This is a genomic window from Pseudomonas sp. LBUM1651 (assembly GCF_059716135.1).
Genome location: NZ_CP166805.1, coordinates 6,058,611 through 6,073,389 on the forward strand (window position 1 = coordinate 6,058,611; position 14,779 = coordinate 6,073,389).

The window sequence follows — 14,779 nt, forward strand, 5'->3', positions numbered from 1 at the left end:
AGCCGAGCATGCTCGCGATGAGGCCCTGACATTCAGCATCAATGTTGACTGTTACATCGCTATCGCGAGCAAGCTCGGCTCCTACAGGTTCGGCGGCGTTTGCAGGATTTATGAAAGGCACCGAAAGGTGCCTTTCGCATATCCGCCAGCGGCAAACCCGCATTGCCCGGTGTCACCCGACACACTCTCTCTGATAACGTGCGTCTATCGTGTGCAGCCGGTATGCTTGGCCCGCAACTTCATGGACGCTCGCTATGACTCTTACAGAATTACGCTACATCGTTACCCTCGCCCAAGAGCAGCACTTCGGCCACGCGGCCGAGCGTTGCCACGTCAGCCAGCCGACCCTGTCGGTGGGCGTGAAAAAGCTTGAAGACGAACTCGGTGTGCTGATTTTCGAGCGCAGCAAGAGCGCCGTGCGCCTGACCCCGGTCGGCGAAGGCATCGTGGCCCAAGCCCAGAAAGTCCTGGAACAGGCCCAAGGCATCCGCGAACTGGCCCAGGCTGGCAAGAACCAGCTGACCGCCCCGCTGAAAGTCGGCGCCATCTACACCGTCGGCCCGTACCTGTTTCCGCACCTGATCCCACAACTGCACCGGGTCGCCCCGCAGATGCCGTTGTACATCGAAGAAAATTTCACCCACGTGCTGCGCGACAAACTGCGCAACGGCGAGCTCGACGCGATCATCATCGCCCTGCCGTTCAACGAAGCCGACGTGCTGACCCTGCAGCTCTACGACGAGCCGTTCTACGTCCTGATGCCGGCCCAGCACCCGTGGACGCAAAAAGAATCCATCGACGCCGCCCTGCTCAACGACAAGAGCCTGCTGCTGCTCGGCGAAGGCCACTGCTTCCGCGATCAAGTGCTGGAAGCCTGCCCGACCCTGACCAAAGGCAACGACGGCGCCAAGCACACCACGGTGGAATCCAGCTCGCTGGAAACCATTCGCCACATGGTCGCTTCGGGTCTCGGGATTTCGATCCTGCCGCTCTCGGCAGTGGACAGCCATCATTACGCCCCCGGCGTGATCGAAGTGCGCCCACTGACAGCGCCGGTGCCGTTCCGCACCGTGGCCATCGCCTGGCGCGCGAGCTTCCCGCGTCCGAAGGCGATTGAAATCCTCGCTGACTCCATTCGCCTGTGCTCGGTGGCCAAGCCGCCCGCGCCGGTGGCTGCGGCTTAAGTTGCTGTCATGACCGAGTTGTCGCAAGTGTCGGTAACGGCACTCAAAGGTGTCGGTGAAGCCATGGCCGAGAAACTGGCCAAGGTCGGCCTGGAGAATCTTCAGGACGTGCTGTTCCACCTGCCGCTGCGTTATCAGGACCGCACCCGCGTGGTCCCGATTGGCCATTTGCGACCCGGACAGGACGCCGTGATCGAAGGCACCGTCAGCGGCGCCGACGTGGTCATGGGCCGTCGTCGCAGCCTGGTCGTGCGCTTGCAGGACGGCACCGGCGGACTCAGCCTGCGCTTCTACCACTTCAGCAACGCCCAGAAAGAAGGCCTTAAACGCGGCACGCGGATTCGCTGCTACGGCGAAGCGCGGCCCGGCGCGTCGGGACTGGAGATCTACCACCCGGAATACCGCGCCATCACCGGCGACGAGCCGCCGCCCGTGGATGAAACCCTGACGCCGGTGTACCCGCTCACCGAAGGCCTGACCCAACAGCGCTTGCGCCAGTTGTGCATGCAAACGCTGACGATGCTCGGCCCGACCAGCCTGCCCGACTGGCTGCCGACCGAACTGGCGCGGGACTATCAACTGGCGCCGCTGGCCGATGCGATCCGCTACCTGCATCACCCGCCGGCCGATGCCGATGTCGACGAACTCGCCCTCGGCCATCACTGGGCCCAGCACCGTCTGGCCTTTGAAGAACTGCTGACCCATCAACTGTCGCAGCAACGCCTGCGCGAGAGCATGCGCTCCCTGCGCGCACCGGCGATGCCAAAAGCCACCCAGTTGCCGGCCAAATACCTGGCTAACCTCGGCTTCAATCCGACCGGCGCTCAACAGCGCGTCGGCAACGAAATCGCCTACGACCTCAGTCAGCACGAACCAATGCTGCGGCTGATTCAGGGCGACGTCGGCGCGGGTAAAACCGTGGTCGCCGCCCTTGCCGCGCTCCAGGCACTCGAAGCGGGTTATCAAGTCGCGTTGATGGCGCCCACCGAAATCCTCGCCGAACAGCACTTCATCACCTTCAAGCGCTGGCTCGAACCGCTGGGCATTGAAGTCGCGTGGTTGGCCGGCAAGCTCAAAGGCAAGAACCGCGTGGCCGCGCTGGAACAGATCGCCAGCGGCACACCGATGGTGGTCGGCACTCACGCGCTGTTCCAGGACGAAGTGCAGTTCAAGAATCTCGCACTGGCAATCATCGACGAACAGCACCGTTTCGGCGTGCAACAGCGGCTGGCGTTACGCCAGAAAGGCGTCGGCGGGCGGATGTGTCCGCATCAGTTGATCATGACCGCCACGCCGATTCCACGGACATTGGCGATGAGCGCCTATGCCGACCTCGACACCTCGATCCTCGACGAACTGCCGCCCGGCCGAACGCCGGTCAACACGGTGCTGATCACCGACACCCGGCGCGTCGAAGTCATCGAACGGGTGCGCGGCGCCTGCGCCGAAGGGCGTCAGGCCTATTGGGTGTGCACGCTGATCGAAGAGTCGGAAGAGCTGACTTGCCAAGCCGCCGAAACCACTTACGAAGACCTCACCGCCGCGCTCGGCGAGTTGAAGGTCGGGCTGATCCACGGGCGCATGAAGCCTGTCGAGAAAGCCGCCGTCATGGCCGAGTTCAAGGCCGGCAACCTGCAACTGCTGGTCGCCACCACCGTGATCGAAGTCGGCGTGGACGTCCCGAACGCCAGCCTGATGATCATCGAAAACCCCGAACGCCTCGGCCTCGCGCAGCTGCACCAATTGCGCGGCCGCGTCGGGCGGGGCAGCGCCGCCAGCCATTGCGTGCTGCTCTACCATCCGCCGCTGTCACAAATCGGCCGTCAGCGTTTGGGCATCATGCGCGAAACCAACGACGGCTTTGTCATCGCCGAAAAAGACCTCGAACTGCGTGGTCCCGGCGAAATGCTCGGCACGCGGCAAACCGGTCTGCTGCAATTCAAGGTCGCCGACCTGATGCGCGACGCCGATCTGCTGCCCGCCGTGCGCGACGCCGCCCAGGCATTGCTGGAGCGCTGGCCGGATCACGTCAGCCCGCTGCTCGACCGCTGGCTGCGCCATGGGCAGCAATACGGCCAAGTGTGAGCACCGTCGCAGTTTCTGGACCCTGCCTCTAAACAAGCTGGTTATACTCCTGCAATTGTTTAAATTCGGATACAGACCATGACAGAAGCTGCCCTCGCCCCCGAAACCCCGCACGCTCCGTCTGTTATTCGGCTGCAGCTCGCCAAACTGGGCATCGCATACGAAGAAGTCCTCGACCACCACGGCCTGAACGCCTCGCGCAAAGTGCAGGCGGTGTTGCTCGACGACGCCGTGGGCGCGCTGATGGTGCTGTTCCCGCAGAGCCAGTTGCTCGATCTCAATCGCCTCGCTGAACTGACGGGCCGTCGCCTCACCGCCGTGCCCACCGAGCGCCTGGAAAAAATGCTCGGCAAACACAGCCTGAGCCTGCTCCCCGGCCTGCCGGCGCTGACCAGCTCGCCATGCCTGTACGAAGAAAGCCTGCTGCGCGAACCGAAGTTGCTGATCAACTCGGGCGAGCCGGGCATGCTGCTGGAAATCACCAGCGAAGCCTTCAAGTCCATGCTGACCAAAGCCAGCGCCGCCAACTTCGGCGAAAACCTGACCAGCATCCGCCCGAACCTCGACCGCCCCGACGATGACCGCGAGGAAATCACCCAGGCCGTTCAAGCGTTCACCGCGCGGCGCATCCAGCAGCGTCTGGAAGAAACCATCGAAATTCCGCCGCTGGCCGAGACCGCGCAGAAAATCATAAAACTGCGCGTCGACCCCAACGCCACCATCGACGACATCACCGGCGTCGTCGAAACCGACCCGGCGCTGGCCGCACAAGTGGTGAGTTGGGCGGCGTCGCCGTACTACGCGTCGCCGGGCAAGATTCGTTCAGTGGAAGACGCCATCGTCCGCGTGCTGGGTTTCGACCTGGTGATCAACCTCGCGCTGGGCCTGGCCCTGGGCAAAACCCTCAGCCTGCCCAAAGACCACCCGCAACACACCACGCCGTACTGGCAGCAATCGATCTACACCGCCGCCGTCATCGAAGGCCTGACCCGCGCCATGCCCCGCGCCCAGCGCCCGGAAGCCGGCCTGACCTACCTCGCCGGCCTGCTGCACAACTTCGGCTACTTGCTGCTGGCGCACGTATTCCCGCCGCACTTCTCGCTGATCTGCCGCCACCTGGAGGTCAACCCGCACCTGTGTCACAGCTACGTCGAGCAACACCTGCTGGGCATTAGTCGTGAACAGATCGGCTCATGGCTGATGCGCTACTGGGACATGCCCGACGAACTGGCCACCGCGTTGCGCTTCCAGCACGACCCGAGCTATGACGGCGACTACGCCGAGTACCCGAACCTCGTGTGCTTGGCCGTGCGCTTGCTACGCAGCCGCGGCATCGGCTCCGGCCCGGATGAAGACATCCCCGACGCCCTGCTGGAACGCGTAGGCCTGACCCGCGAAAAAGCCAACGACGTCGTAACTAAAGTCCTCGAAGCAGAAGTCCTGCTGCGCGAACTCGCGTCGCAATTCACCCAAACCTAAAAGCTTCGCGAGCAAGCCCGCTTGTGTCTAGATCTAGGGATAAGCTCTGGGGTGAGAGGGCTTGCCCTAATGCCGATCAGTAAAGCGAAAACTGACTCTATGTAGGAGCGAGCTTGCTCGCGATGGACGCCAACGATAACGCGTGTTTTCTGGATACACGCGTCGTCCTGAAGTCCATCGCGAGCAAGCTCGCTCCTACAAATTCTCTTAACTGACTGGCATTAGGGCTTGCCCGCGATGAATCCAACCCGGTTTACCTGACCACCTCAAACCCTGTGGCGAGGGAGCTTGCTCCCGCTCGACTGCGCAGCAGTCGCAACCCAGCCAACGCGGTAGGACAAGAAGCAAGCGCACTGCTATTGACGGCAAACAGAGGGCTTTCCGATGACCCAAACAGCTGAGGTCAGTGTTGCAAGTCAAGTCCGCAAGCTTGCCAAAGACAACAACGTCACCGCCGAACGCGACAGCATGAGTCGTATGGCCTTGAGCATTACTCATTTAACGGGCGATGTTGTCGAGTTGGACGCCATCGAACAGTTACTCGTCAATCTCAAGAAAAAAGGTGTCCTGAGCAAGTCTGAGATCTTGGCGCTGCATGGGCGCTACCTTCAGGAGAGGCGCTCACAGAAGCGTAGCGCATGACTTTTGATCCGTTCGGCGACTTCAAAACTGCTGGACACCTGCAAAACTCGCTGCAACTGAAAAAACTTAAACCTTCGGCTTGGCCTTCAGCGGCTTCAAATACTTGGTCAACCCCTGAAACCAGATCACCAACGCCGGGTTGCCCTTGATCTGAATCGACTTGTCCTGAATCCCCGTCATAAACGCCAACTGCTTGTTCTTCGCCTGCATCGTGACAAAGCCATACGCCGCATCTTTAAATGCAATCGCAAACGCCGGCTCGGCATACACGCCCGATTTACTGGTAATGCGCTGATCCTTCACAAAGAAATGCCGCGCCACTTTCCCGTCCAGGGTCTGTAATTGGAATACAAGCTCCTTGTCACCCAACTGCTGCTGAAACGCAGGATTAGTCCGACTGGCCTTACCCATCAACAAACCCAGCATCCACAGAAGAAAACGAAATTTCATGCGTGCAGCCTCAAGAGAAAAATGAACGGCCGGCGCAGTGTAGCGGCTTCGAGTGAGAACGCCACTATTGCGTAGTGTTAGGAGAAGATGCCGTGCTTTTTGACGCTGATGACTACCAAGTCATTGACGAAACACCGCTGTTTAAAAGCTGAGGTTTTTTGAGCTTTCTACGCTCGGGTCTATCGGACATTTCCTTCAACATGCGGCGTTGTTCATGAACTAGGCAGCCACTGACTGCACCGATAGTCTTTGTTCGTTACCGCAAAAACGGTGACACGGACGTGCAAGTCCGGTACATATCGCCGCACACTCGCCAATCCAACGTCGAGCGTTTTTCATGCTCGCTGTAAATGCTTAATGGCGGCTGTGCGTGGGAGGTCCCTTTGGGGTCTGCCGGGTTCCGATATGCCCGGTCTTGCACACCTGCGCATGGCTGCCACCCTTATTCGAATGCAAGCGAAGGGGAAACAGCCACACCCAAAACACATATCGGGAAACACCAATGATCAAGCCAACTCCGAATCCGCCAGAACACGAAGCCACATCTCCCTACGAATCCTTCGATTCCAAGAAACTCCACGAAGCCGCCGAACGCGCCCTCGACCATCACTTCGCTCCGCCCCAAGAAAAGCCCTCCCCAGGCATGGGTCCGCTTTTCATGGTCTGCCCTGACGTCCACACCGAGACCCTCCTGGCCAACGCCTCGGAAGATCTGCTATCCATCAGCGCCATAGCCGCCGACCTGGCCGACGGTGTAGAAGGCTCTCGCCGCTCCGTCGCCCTGGCACTCAGCAGAATGGCGGACGGTGTGCATTTGTTGGTGGAGCGAGCGCTGGATCACATTGATTCGCCGGATCCGGCGGAGCATCGGGCTAAGTCATAAAGGGACCACAGAAAGAAAAGGGGACGTTGAGTCCCCTTTCTCGGTAAGCGCTCCATAAACTCCACCGACTTCAAGATGGGTAACGCGCCTAGCTAGGCGATGCCGGCGAGCAGTTCCACGGCAACAGCGCTTCGTAACCTTCAACCGAGGTCGCCAGTGGCAGCCGTTCTAATGCGTGGCGCAGCCACGAATAGGGCTCTTGGCCGTTGGCTTTGGCAGTCTCGACCAAGCTGTAAAGTTGAGCACTGGCCGTCGCGCCGTTGGGTGTGTCGCTAAACAACCAGTTCTTTCTTCGATGACGAAGGGCCTGATCGCACGCTCGGCGGGGTTTTTGTCGATCGGCAAATAGCCTTCCTCGGCGTACCGTTCCAGTTTGTTCCAGTTACTCGCCAGATAGCCGATGGCCTTGCCCAAGGCGTTCTGAGACGTAACTTGTGGCTGCGTCTTTTCCATCCAGCTTTTTAACTGAGCCAGCACTGGCAGACTCCGATCATGACGGCCGGTTTTACGAACGTCGTCGCACGCATCCTTCAGATCACGCTCTACGCCATAGAGTTTGTTGATCAGGTTCAGTGCGATATCAGCGCGTCCCGTCTTGCCTTTCGGCTGCACTTTTTGCGCTATACACATAATCAGACCGACAACTGCGACCAGAATTCTACTTAAACCATTAGTAATACTCAAACAAAACAACACCAACGTAACCGCTACTTAAGTACGATCTCTAACTCTTTTGGGGATTTTTTCAAGCTTGCCAGATTGTTGCATTAACAGACTATATTTTTTGTAGTTTTCAATAGAAAGTTCTTTGAGACCTATACCCCAGTACGCGTCCGCCAGATTCAAATATGCGACCGTCCTATCTGGATTTTCCGACACGACTACTTTTAACAACTCAACCGCTTCCCGATAGTATCCAGCCTCAGCAAATAAGAAACCGACGTCGTTCGACCACCCCACCATACCCGGATAGTAATACTTTTCCACTATATAAGAATCGGGAGCACAACTATCACTTGAACCACCATCGGCCAACATACTACTCATAAACTCTTTAAGCTTTGCTTTATCGCCAACCTTAAATGCTGCTAACGCCTTTTCAAAATTTGAAGTCACGGAGACTGAAAAAAGTTTTTCACTTTTCATTTGTGCGGTTTGAACACCCGAGCGTAGCCTCTTTAGATATTCAAACGCTTTGGCGCCATTGAACTCCTCAAGTGGAACTGACATCAATTCATTTATAGGCAGCGCATAAACGCTCATTATTGACCTGTCACATTCACTATTACTAGTGACAAGAAGGACTTTGCTCACTACAACTTTTTTCAGCGATGCATCATATTGAAACTGCACATTAAAATTGGACTCAGCATTATCCTCCTCCCTTGTGACCATATCAACTATATCGCCTGACTTAGATGCCGCATACTTATAAATCACATCCTCTCCCTGCACACCCGAAATACTGACTAATTTTTCTGCGCCGTTAAGAACAGCCACGTCGAATCCGTCATAACTTGCTGGAGAGTATTCATTCTTTATATTTGGCAGCGCCAACGGAGCTTCGCTTATAACGGATTGCTTTCCATCCTTTTCTGCAACAAGAGTCAAAATTCCGCCAACACTGTCTCCTTCATTCAATACCAGCAGTTTTTGCCCATTCAAATTTGGGATCAGATTTATGTAAAACTCTTTTATCACCTTCGACTTCGAAGCTACATCTGTATCCTGAACCGCCCACACCAATGAGGTGCCGAACATAAAAAGCAGAATAGACACGACTCTAATTTTTTTAAATAGGCTGCTCACTGCCCAATCTCCTGGTATATGGCGGTAAAATTATTCCGACGCTTGAGATAGCTCGCTTCAGGGGTATGAAAGTTAACAATCTTAGTTACTTCATTTGTCGAATTAGTAGTAGGGGCAACAAGATCATTTAATTTTTTCCATTCCCAGAACCCCATTGCTGATAGCAATCCGAATTTTGTCTCTAGCAGTTGGTCTGGATTCGAAACCATTTGAAATGTTTCCTCTGGTATCTTTTCCTTTAAAAGATCTTCGACAGCTTGGTAGTTAGCTTTCCAAGTGAGCTGAATAAACCCTTTCCCCTTATATTTTATCCCCTCAACACACCCTCCCTGCATTAATACAAAAGCACCTTCGGCAGAGCAGCAGCAGTAGATACGCTTAGCTATTTCATCTTCATTTGGGAACTGAGAGTACGCATAACCGTTACGAATAGTGTATGCACCTTTGGCAGCCGGGCTAAGAGCGTTGTACTGATTCAACTCGATACGCTTGTATCCATACTGCTCAGCTTCTGTTGGATAAGTATCAAAATAGCGTCTGAATTTTGACCTAAGAATATCGGTTCTGTACCACAAATCCTCTACTTTACCAACCAGTGCATTTCCAACCTCTGCCTTAACTTGGGCAAAAAATTGTGCAATCCTGGACGCCGTATTGATCTCAAAACGATCGCCGTATTTATTAAACAAGCCTCTAACTTCCTCGCGCTTTTCTTCCGAGGACTCTGGAAACATTTTTTTCATCTGATCGTAGGATATAAGCTCTGCCACTGCGGAAGTAAATCCTCCGACGAACTCTATTGGATGAAAGTGCCAAATCACACTGGTTCCGGCTGAGGCTTTTCCAGATAGTTCTTCCCAGAAAATAAGTTTATTTATTCTCTCTTTTTCATGAGCCATCAGTTTTGGAGAATGTTCGAGAATATCGTCCAGGCGTGCCCACTTCGGCTGATCTGCTTTGTCCTTCCACTCAGTTGGGTGCCGAGCAATAAGTTTTGACCATTGCGAGCGTGTATCTATATTCTTTAGCGCATCAGCCAGCTCTTGAGCGTCTATTTCATGATTATTATTTTTATCGATTTTATCAAATAATTTCTTGAAGAAAGGTGGCAGGTCATTAGGATCGAGAAAACCATCAGCCGTAGAATTCGACTCTTCAACTATTTGAAAGCCTAACTTCGCCCAGTCATGCTGCGTTATAAGCGGAGCGCCTGCCTTTCTGACTAATCCAGCTACACTTTGACCTTCGTCCTCGACGTGTATTTCGTACCATTCTTGCGGATCTTTGAATATTGGTGCCTTGCTCAACTCTACCGCGTGCGACTCTTTCAGAGTGACTTCCCCCACACCCGGAGCTTTTAACTTAAGCACAGAATCCTTCGCCAAAGACAAGTATTGCTTTCCTGTCTTCAAGCCGGCGGTGTTGTTTAAGAAGTCTTCTATGCCTGTATCAGCGGTAAAAACCTCTACGTGAGCTTGGAATTTACTGCTGACCACTCCTTCTTCAGTAGCATTTTCTATTTGCCCAAGGTAACCAATGGGATCCCCAGCCTTAATTCCAACCCCCACATTTAAAACGGTGTCGACAGATGCCGGCTCAGTAATATTCCATTTCAACATATTATTCTCTGGAGTGTTCTCGACACACGCCCAGAATGTTGGCGGCACACTTCCAACGGCAGTCACATCACCACTCACCAAAGTACATTCAGCCATGCGCTGTAGCGACGAGCCCACGACTAAATTCAGAACCTTTTGACTGTCGAATGCCACGACACTATTCATCATCAACTGCATGGAGCCAAGCGGAGTGCCCGCTGGCTTTCCATTACTGGGATCTGAGGGAGCACCATAAAGAGGTAGCTTATTAACTACCGTCCCATTTACTTTCCCCTGCCAATAATTAGGTCGTTCACGCACCGGTATCTTATCCCCTATCCAAACTCTATCACCGGCGTTATTTTTATAAGGCTCACTGCCTTTTAAGTAGGCGAACCAAACTTCGCTTCCTGCTTCCCTTGTTTTTTGTGAGCCTGACTTTACGCTGGCCGAGATAATTTTGCCTTTAGCGTAAATTCGATCTGTATTGACCACTGGCTTTTGATCTAAGATCTCAAGCATTGAATCCTTGGTCAGCTTTCCTAATGAAACTATACTGGCTGATACGGGCAGTTCGTCATACGCGTTAAAATCATTAACCTGCATTGTCACTTTAGGCTTGGGAGTTTCTTCAGGAGAAAGAGGATATCGATCAAACGGCAAAAGATGCATATACAGGCTATAAAAAACCAGCTTGTTTTGCTTATCCTTATTGGCCCCATTCTCTGGATTAGGCGCAGATGTGTACTCATGTCGCACCAGACAGAAGGAGTTTGAATATTTCAATTTTTTCGCATCACCATTTACATCAAATGGCGACTCTAAGTAGTCCTTGTTAAGTCGATAGGCGACAACCTCACCATCGGCCATACAGCGTATGGGCTCATCTAGAATGCATTGCGGAGCACTTGCATTGCTAATATGAATTCCGCCGTGCCAGAACTGATTACTACCGAGCAAGTAATGACCAGAAACTTCCTTCTCCAGCACCTTATATACTTCGTCAGCGCCAGTGAACTGCTTGCCATCGGGCTTTCGGAACGGATATTGGAAGTTCATCAATGGCGCAGGCCCCGCCGAAGCGGGCGCAGGGGTTGGGGTTGGCGCAGCTGCAGGGGCTGGTTGCCCCCCTCTAAATTGAGGTTTCGGACGCAAAATCTTCTCTGGTCTTGGCCAGTAAAGGCTATTCGGTCCGTAAAGTGCCGTTTTCGGACCGTGCGATTGCGAGCCAAAGAAGTTTCCTGGAATCTGGCCAGAGATAAGAGTCTCAATAACTCCTGTATGCCCTTGAAAATTTATCCAAAGTGCGATATCACCAGGTTCGGCGCTCGCGAGTGGAATTTCGTTGAAATGTTCCAGGTCAGTATTTAGCTGCGATGTTGTCCGGTAAGGAATTGTATATCCCGCGTCCTGCAGTAATCGGTAAACAAGACCCGAGCAATCGATTTCTTTCTTGCCGTTGTTATTAATATCGGTTTCGCCCTTGTGGGGACCGTATTCATAACCGCTGCGATATTTATCCAGTTGCTCGAGTAATCCGGTACTCATCGGAAGCTTCCTGCTTTAATACATTGAGTTGAGTTATCCATGACGACCCCTTTTGCCGCCAAGCGATCAATAGCGGGAGTAGTGGACTCAAGGTCAGATTTTTGAGCCTCCCGATAACACGCCATTGCCCGAATCAGATCTACAGGCACGACATTGCCGACTTCGTACACTTCGCCTAGTCGAATAAGTGCATTGGTTGAGCCCTGCTGTGCAGCAATTTCCAACGTCTCTATCGACTTTTGTGGATTAATACAAGCGCGTTCATTGTCGTATTCGCCCTCATCGCAATAGAACATTGCGAGCGCCAAGCCTACGTCAGGAATGCTCGTTGATGCCTGCACCAAAAGATCCAGAATCTTGGCATTCTCCAATCGCGGTGCTTGCCCAGAAAGACTAATTCCCGCGGCAGCGGCTGCGGCTTGTGCCGAACCTTTTTGAGCGCCATCTAAATAACTATCCAATGCCGCTGCGTACAAATAGATACCGGATTCGGGAGATGCCTTATTGACCAGCCTGTCGAATATCACGCCTTTTATCAGCTCACGCTCACCGGGCGTTGGTTTCTCCGACCGAGTGACTTCATCCATGACTGCCTCGAGCGTCCAATCCTCAACACGGTTTAGAACCCAGCAGTCACCATGCTTGAAGACGAAAATCTTCAGAAAGCCACCCACCTGATCTCGAACAATCACCCTGTTCGGCAACTCGATATCGATCGTGAGATTCGACCTGGCCGCATTTTCCGGAAGCAGCATCTTCAATTCATCGGTGGCCAACCCCTTTAGGCTTCGCTCGACAACCTTGGGTATTTTGCCATCCGCTGTTACGTGAACCTGCTTCACAGGAGACGCGATAAAAGCTTTCTGTACCTCTGGTTCGGATGAAAAAGCTTTGACGAACTCAGCAAAGTTGCTGCTCGGACATTGGGCGTCGCTGGGCGACGAGGCAAAGGCACCTGAGCTCATCCCCAGGCTCAACAGTGCAATGGAAAACCACTTCATCTGCCTTACGTGTTTGTTTGTTGTCATCACGAAACTCATCACTCAGAAAACACAAAAAAAGCCTTCGGCTTAACCTTCTCAGGCGGTGCATTCAACAACGCCTGGTCCATCAAACTCCCCGCCTTATCCTTATCCGCCGCCCCCGGCAGCACTGGTGGCTTGATGCCAATCCCGGTCCCACTCCCCGCCGAACCGCCAGCATTGATTTTGATCACCGGCCCAACCACGGTAATCCCGCCAGCATCCAGCTTGATAAAGCTCCCTCCCGCCTTCACGGTGAGCTCCATCCCGGCTTCGATGACAATCTTGTCCCCAGCCTTCAGATGAATCTCTTTCCCAACGCTAGTTAGCTGCGCAGTCCCTAGCTTCACATGCTGGTTCTGCCCAATCGTCAGGTGGTCATCCATCCGCGCTTCAATCTTGCGATCCGCAACCGTGGTCCGATGCTCTTCCGCCTTCAGCTCGGTGTAGGTGTTCTTCTCCACGGTATCGTGGCGTTCATTCCCAACCCGAATCTTCTGGTCATGCTCGATGTTTTCATCCCAATCCCGCTGGGCATGGATGAAGATCTGCTCCGCCCCTTTCTTGTCTTCAATTCGCAGTTCATTGAACCCGCCGCCCCCCGGTGAGCTGAGGGTTTTGAAGACGCTGCGGGTCTTGTTCGCCGGCAGGTCGTAGGGAACCTGGTTTTCCTTGTGGTACAGGCATCCGGTCACCAGCGGTTGATCGGGGTCGCCTTCGAGGAAGGTGACGAGGACTTCCATGCCGATGCGCGGAATGACGATGGCGCCATAACGGTCACCGGCCCAACTCGAAGAGACGCGCATCCAACAGCTGGTTTTGTCGTCGGCCTGGCCTTCGCGGTCCCAGTGGAATTGCACTTTGATGCGGCCGTATTGGTCGCAGTGGATTTCTTCACCTTTGGGGCCGGTGACCATGGCGGTCTGGCTGCCGAGTACGCGGGGCTTTGGATGTTCCAGCGCCGGGCGGTAGAACACGGCCCATGGGGTGGCGAGGAAGCGGTTGCGGTAGCCCTGATGGAAGTCGTCTTTGTTGTCGGTGGTGTCGCTGGTCACCGACTCTTCGAGGACTTGCGGCTGTTTGCCTTCATGGACGATTTCGGTGAGCAGCCAGAGGTCGTTCCACTCGGTGCGCGGGTGGTCGGACATTTCCAGGAAGTGGCCGCTGATCAAGCGGGTCTGGTCGCCGTGGCCTTCGGCTTGCTGGTAGTCGGCGCGGTGGCGTTCGAGGGCGCGCTGGCTGAGGAATTTGCCGCGCGCACGGTCGAGGAAGCGACCGGGGTAGTCGTAGTCTTCGAGGTCTGGTTCGTCGCTCTGAACATCCGGCTTGTAGGCAGCTTCGAGTTGCAGGCGTGGTTTTTCAAAATCGTAGTCGCGGCGCGTGGTGCGGCTGGTGCGGGTTTCCAGGCGCAGTTTGAAGCCCTTGATCACCGGCTCGTCGGCGACCATGCCGCTGCCTTGCACATAAGCGGTTGGCTGGCCGAGTTTCGGGAACACGGTCTGATCGTCACCGAACACCAACAGGTGAGCTTTTGCGCTGTGCTGGAAGTGGTAGTGAATGCCTTCCTCCTCGCACAGGCGCTGGACGAAGTGCAGGTCCGTTTCGTCGTACTGCACGCAGTAGTCGCGGTCCGGGCACGGCTGGCTGAGCTGGAAGTTGTAGGCGTTGCCCTTGATGCCGTGTTCTTCGAGGATCAGCGCGATAATTTTCGGCGCGGACATCTGCTGGTAGATGCGCTGGTTGGTGCGGTGATGCAGGTATTGCAGGTGCGGCACCAGGGAGACTTTGTAGCGGGTCAGGCGTTTGCCGGCGTCACCTTGGGCGACGCGGTAGATCTGGCCGTGGATGCCACTGCCCTGCGGATCGAACGCCAGGAATGCCTGCTTGTGCAGGAGTTTTTCCAGGTCCAGATCGGGGTTTTCGCTGACCAGTTCGAGGTCGAAGCGATACGGCTGGCTGATGCCTTCGGTGCCGGTGAACGACAGCACTTGCAGGTCGCCGGCCTGATCGACTTGAGAGCCGTCGACGGTCAGGCTGAAGTGCGTTTCGTTAGCTGAGTTGAACATTGCTTGCTCCCTG

General features: G+C 54.8%; 10 protein-coding genes and 1 pseudogene. 5 read left to right on the forward strand and 6 right to left on the reverse strand.

Annotation, left to right across the window (positions count from 1 at the left end; all coding sequences use genetic code 11):
- The first annotated feature begins 254 nt into the window (after positions 1-254).
- The 4 genes from ACA066_RS28460 (at position 255) to ACA066_RS28475 (ending at position 5,390) form a co-directional block, all read left to right on the forward strand.
- Positions 255-1,184, forward strand: coding sequence for a hydrogen peroxide-inducible genes activator (locus tag ACA066_RS28460; protein WP_008030615.1), 930 nt, complete (start codon positions 255-257; stop codon positions 1,182-1,184).
- A 9-nt stretch (positions 1,185-1,193) separates the two neighbouring features.
- The gene (gene recG, locus ACA066_RS28465; RefSeq protein WP_497697506.1) at positions 1,194-3,269 is read left to right on the forward strand and encodes an ATP-dependent DNA helicase RecG; all 2,076 of its coding nucleotides are present in this window, start codon (positions 1,194-1,196) and stop codon (positions 3,267-3,269) included.
- A gap of 78 nt (positions 3,270-3,347) precedes the next feature.
- Positions 3,348-4,748: an aminoacyl-tRNA deacylase and HDOD domain-containing protein gene (locus ACA066_RS28470; RefSeq protein WP_497697507.1), complete on the forward strand. Its 1,401-nt coding sequence runs from the start codon at positions 3,348-3,350 to the stop codon at positions 4,746-4,748.
- 384 nt (positions 4,749-5,132) lie between these two features.
- A complete protein-coding gene (locus ACA066_RS28475) occupies positions 5,133-5,390 on the forward strand; it encodes a hypothetical protein (protein WP_497697508.1) in 258 nt (85 codons plus the stop codon).
- A gap of 66 nt (positions 5,391-5,456) precedes the next feature.
- Here the strand turns inward: ACA066_RS28475 and ACA066_RS28480 are convergent, their stop codons facing one another.
- Positions 5,457-5,840: a helicase gene (locus ACA066_RS28480; RefSeq protein ID WP_497697509.1), complete on the reverse strand. Its 384-nt coding sequence runs from the start codon at positions 5,838-5,840 to the stop codon at positions 5,457-5,459.
- 502 nt (positions 5,841-6,342) lie between these two features.
- Here ACA066_RS28480 and ACA066_RS28485 point away from each other — a divergent pair.
- Positions 6,343-6,723, forward strand: a complete 381-nt coding sequence (locus ACA066_RS28485; RefSeq protein WP_497697510.1) for a DUF6124 family protein — start codon at positions 6,343-6,345, stop codon at positions 6,721-6,723.
- A gap of 88 nt (positions 6,724-6,811) precedes the next feature.
- Here ACA066_RS28485 and ACA066_RS28490 read toward each other — a convergent pair.
- The 5 genes and pseudogenes from ACA066_RS28490 to ACA066_RS28510 form a co-directional block, all read right to left on the reverse strand.
- Positions 6,812-7,344: pseudogene (locus ACA066_RS28490) on the reverse strand (IS66 family transposase); the annotation flags it as partial.
- Positions 7,345-7,434: 90 nt separating this feature from the next.
- Entirely contained in the window at positions 7,435-8,532 is a 1,098-nt protein-coding gene (locus ACA066_RS28495) for a tetratricopeptide repeat protein (RefSeq protein WP_497697511.1), read from the reverse strand.
- Entirely contained in the window at positions 8,529-11,678 is a 3,150-nt protein-coding gene (locus ACA066_RS28500) for a hypothetical protein (protein ID WP_497697512.1), read from the reverse strand. The genes ACA066_RS28495 and ACA066_RS28500 overlap by 4 nt, the downstream gene beginning before the upstream one ends.
- On the reverse strand, positions 11,675-12,706 hold the full coding sequence (locus ACA066_RS28505) for an SEL1-like repeat protein (protein ID WP_497697513.1): 1,032 nt from the start codon (positions 12,704-12,706) through the stop codon (positions 11,675-11,677). The genes ACA066_RS28500 and ACA066_RS28505 overlap by 4 nt, the downstream gene beginning before the upstream one ends.
- An 11-nt stretch (positions 12,707-12,717) precedes the next feature.
- Positions 12,718-14,766 (reverse strand): type VI secretion system Vgr family protein, encoded by a 2,049-nt coding sequence (locus ACA066_RS28510; protein ID WP_497697514.1) that lies wholly within the window; start codon positions 14,764-14,766, stop codon positions 12,718-12,720.
- Positions 14,767-14,779 lie beyond the last annotated feature (13 nt).